The organism is Limnofasciculus baicalensis BBK-W-15 (assembly GCF_024178385.1).
Taxonomy (GTDB): Bacteria; Cyanobacteriota; Cyanobacteriia; order Cyanobacteriales; family Coleofasciculaceae; genus Limnofasciculus; species Limnofasciculus baicalensis.
This window is the reverse complement of the sequence record NZ_JAMZMM010000422.1, coordinates 1-4,670: the sequence shown is the minus strand read 5'-3', so window position 1 is coordinate 4,670 and position 4,670 is coordinate 1. Positions and strand designations below refer to the sequence as shown.

The following is a 4,670-nucleotide window of genomic DNA, read 5'->3' as shown; positions in this document are numbered from 1 at the left end:
GTTTTTCTACTGCATCAATAGCATTATTAAGGAGGTTGAGAAATACCTGATTCAACTGACTTGCATAACAAGTAATTAATGGCAGTTTGCTGTAGTCTTTAATTACTTGAATCTCACATCGATCTCCTACGGATCTGAATCGGTGACGTAAAATCATCAGGGTATTTTCAATACCTAGATGGATATCTACCGATTTCAACTCTGATTCCTCCAGTCTGGAGAAGTTGCGCAGACAGACAACAATCTGTTGAATCCGTTCCGAGCCTAATTGCATTGAATGAATAATTTTTTGCCAATCTTCTACCAAGAAATCTAATTCAATTTCCTCAGTTCGATCTTGAATTGCTGGTGTAGAATTGGGGTAAGTTTGCTGGTATAGTTCAATCAGGCTTAGGAGATCTTGGAAGTATCGATCTGCATAAGTAATATTGCCGTAGATAAAGTTAACTGGATTATTAATTTCGTGGGCAACACCTGCGACAAACTGCCCCAAACTCAACATTTTTTCCGCTTGAATTAGTTGAGCCTGGGTGTGTTTTAACTGCTTTAGTGTAAATTGTAGTTCTTCTGCCTTTTTTCGTTCTCTGGCCTCACTTTCTCGCAGAGCTGCCTCGGCTTGTTGGCGCTCTATTTCGGCGGAGGCACGGGCAGCAAAAATTTTGAGAATTGACTCTTGCCCTGAATTGGGAATCATCGGCTTAACATCCATTACCACCAAAATACCCGATATACTTCCGTCAGAGTTATGGAGTGGAATTCCCAAATAACTTTCGGCATCAAGTTCGGTTAAATCGCTATCGCAAGGAAATAAGTCTTGCACATTTTGAGGATAAAGACATGCTTGTCCCTGTACAGCCCCTTGGCAGGGAGTTCCTTCTAGTTTATATTCAAAATTCTCTCCCCAGGTTTCACCGATCCAAAATGCTAAGGAACAAGCTTTGGTACGCTCTTTGTCTACCTCAGCAATAAAGGCATAACGAACTTGCAAAACTTTAGCCAAATAAAAGACGCAAGAACGCATAAAGTCACAACCAGTTGCCGATGCAGTACCCTCGACAATTAATCGCAATGCCTCTTCTCGCTGCTTCCGTTCCGTAATATCGCTAGCTGTACCAATTGTGCCGATGATCTCGCCCCGTTCATCTCGCTGTGCGATTGCATTAAACATGAGATGAATCGGTTTACCATCTCTGGCTATATGTGTAGTTTCATGCTGAAAGATTGGCTTTCCCTGAATAACACTATGGAAAATATCTCGATCTTTACTTATCTGGTGTGGTGAGATAAATTCAGCAAACGGACAACCGATCATTTCTTCGGGATTGTAGCCATAAATTTGCTTAACTGCCCCATTGACGAAGGTATAATCTCCTTCATTATCTACTGACCAGATCATATCCTGGGAGGCCTCAACCAAATCCCGATACTTTTTCTCACTTTGGATTAATGCAGCTTCTATCTGTTTGCGAGTGCTAATATCTTGATGGGAACCAACCATCCTCACAGGTTGCCCCATTTCATCCCATTGTGCCTGTCCTCGTGCCAAAATCCATTTATAGCTGCCATCTTTGCAGCGGAGGCGATATTCAACTAGATACTCTGGGGACTGCTTATTCAGGTAAGCTTCCTGACTCTTAATCACCTGTTTAAAATCTTCGGGATGTAAAAGATTGTGCCATGTATCAACATGGTTTCTTAGTTCATAATCTTGATAGCCCAGTATTTCCTTTAACCGAGAGGATAGGAACACTTCTCCTGTTTTAATATTCCAATCGTAAATACCATCATTATTGCCTTCAAGGACTAATTGCCAACGTTCCTCACTTTTCCTGAGTGCTTCTTCTGTATGTTGACGGATGCGAATTTCTTCACTTAGTTGCTGATTGTGCCAATCTAATTCAATGCGCCGTTGTCTTTCCCTTGATAAAAGATTAGCTTGGGCGATAGCAATTCCCAATTGTGCTGCCACCGCTTCTAATAGAGAAATCTCTTCATCCCGCCAATGACGTGGGTGATGATACTGATGAACAGCGATTATCCCATTCGGTTTTCCTTGATAGGAAGTTCGGACTCCCAGGATTGATTTTAATCCTACTTGATGACACAATGATAAAGCACCTTTGAGTAGCGGTTCCTTGTCCACATCATCACAAGCAATAGCTGAATCTTGTGATAAGAGCCGCACCACATGGGGATTACCAATTACGGGAATATCCATCACCCAAGGTGTTTCTATTCCTGATCGTTTGTATTCTGCCATTAAAGGAATATGAGGTGTTGGGGATTCAATATAAATGTGAACCAGACAACGATCCACATTGAATGCTTCACCGATTTGGTTAACTGCGATTTGAAAAAATTGCTCTGGTTTTAAACTAGATCTAATCTCTTGAGTAATTCTCTCTTGTAGCAAAATCCGCTGAAGTTTGTCTTCTAGGGAAATTTTAGTAGTCATTATTTCCATTTGAGCCTCTTTGCTTTTGCTGACATCGATATTAGTTACCGTCAAATGTAATAAATTTCCGGATTTATCCCAGGCAATTACTTTGGCTTGAGATAATATCCACTGCCAATATCCGGATTTACCCAAAATCCACAATTCTATAGCCGTAAAGAGAGAAATCCCGGCCGTCAGTGCTTTAAGGAAACCAGAAACCCAATAATATGGATAAAAAATTGTCCATATTTCCATTATATGGGTTGTACCGCAGGCGATCGTGAATAGACCAAATAATAGGAATATCCAGTTAAATGGTAAATCTCGTTGCTTTTGGAGAAAGTAAAGTAGGATAATGAGGATGGAGTAATAGGCGAAGGCAATCAAAGAATCCGAAACAATATGAAGAGCCATTAACTCTGGCTTCATTATGTAACAATACCCAAATTGCTTCAAGAAGCCTTCAGAAAAAAAGCTTGGCAAAAACTGGAGCATACAAGTGACAGAAGTATTCAATCAAGAGATCAAAAAAAGACTTTTTTTTACGAATTTTTAACTAAACTTGTAGTGCCCCTGTTACGATCAGACAATTTTAGTCTATCGCAGCGAAAGTTTGCCACCAGTTATGATAAGCGAAAATACCTAGCGATTACAAATCACACCTACAGGCTTCCCTTCCCTAAACTCAGCAAACTTGCTGGGCTGAAGAAACCCAGTTTCTTGATGTGAGGTTTATTTACGCCCACTTCCCTACCTCTTTCTATCATGAAGGATAGAGATCTAAGGTAACGTCCGTGACAATCTATCTTTCCATCCTAACTCTGATTAACGATCCAAACCGCTTGTCAAGCCGACTCAAGGAGATTCCCCCTCAACCGGGAGTCTACTTGATGCGAGACAAAAACGATCTTATCCTCTATATTGGCAAATCCAAAAAACTGCGATCGCGAGTTGGTTCATACTTCCGCGACTCCCAACACCTCAGCCCTCGCATCGCTATGATGGTGCAACAGGTGACAGATATTGAATTTATCGTCACTGATACTGAAGCCGAAGCACTAGCATTAGAAGCCAATCTTGTCAAGCAGCACCAGCCATATTTTAATGTCCTGCTCAAAGATGATAAGAAATATCCCTACATTTGTATTACTTACTCAGAAGAATATCCGCGCATCTTTATCACCCGCAAACGACAACTTACTAACGCAAAAGATAAATATTACGGACCTTATGTCGATGTTGGTTTATTGAGGAATACCCTAAATCTAGTCAAACAAATTTTCCCCCAAAGGCAGCGTCCCCAACCTCTATTTAAAGATCGTCCTTGCCTCAATTATGACATAGGTCGTTGTCCCGGTGTCTGTCAAAAGCTAATTACTTCAGAAGACTACCGCAAGACTATCCAGAAAATCGCTATGATCTTTCAAGGAAGGAATGGAGAATTAGTTGATATTCTGACAGCAAATATGGAAAAAGCAGCAGAGGCAATGAACTTTGAATTAGCCGCCAAAATTCGCGACCAAATTAATGGACTGAAAACCCTGAATGCCGATCAGAAAGTATCCTTACCCGATGATACCGTATCGCGAGATGCGATCGCCCTTGCCGCCGACAACAAACACGCTTCCATTCAGCTATTCCAGATTCGGGCTGGACGTTTAGTAGGGCGTTTGGGATTTTTCGCCGATGCTGAATCTGGTACACCTGGAGCTATTTTACAGCGAGTATTGGAAGAACATTACCAAAACGCCGAACCTGTGGAAATTCCCACAGAAATTATAGTCCAGTACGAATTACCTGACGATGAGATATTATCAGATTATTTAAGCAGTAAAAAAGGGCGTAAAATCACCATAATTACTCCCCAAAGACAAACCAAAGCAGAACTAATTGAAATGGTGGAAAAGAATGCCAGATACGAACTAGAACGGAATCAGAAATTTAGCATTCGTAACAGTCAATCCCTACAAGATTTAGCCAAAATTCTCAACCTACCAAACTTACCCCACCGAATTGAAGGATACGATATTTCCCACATTCAAGGCTCTAATGCTGTCGCCTCACAAGTAGTATTTATTGATGGTATTCCCGCCAAACAATACTATCGCCACTATAAAATTAAAAACCCCAAAATTACCACAGGTTACTCCGATGACTTTGCCAGTCTAGCCGAAGTAATTCAGCGCCGCTTCCGTAAGTATGAGCAGGGAGTGGGGAGTGGGGAGTGGGGAGT

Annotated in this window: 2 protein-coding genes; one reads left to right on the top strand and one right to left on the bottom strand. The window is 41.3% G+C overall.

The features are described 5' to 3' along the window. On the bottom strand, positions 1 to 2,866 hold a 2,866-nt coding region (locus tag NJ959_RS25805), incomplete at its 3' end, for a PAS domain S-box protein (protein WP_254014623.1). A gap of 365 nt (positions 2,867 to 3,231) precedes the next feature. Between NJ959_RS25805 and uvrC the strand changes: the two genes are divergently transcribed. Beyond that, on the top strand, positions 3,232 to 4,670 hold a 1,439-nt coding region (gene uvrC / locus NJ959_RS25800), incomplete at its 3' end, for an excinuclease ABC subunit UvrC (protein WP_254014622.1).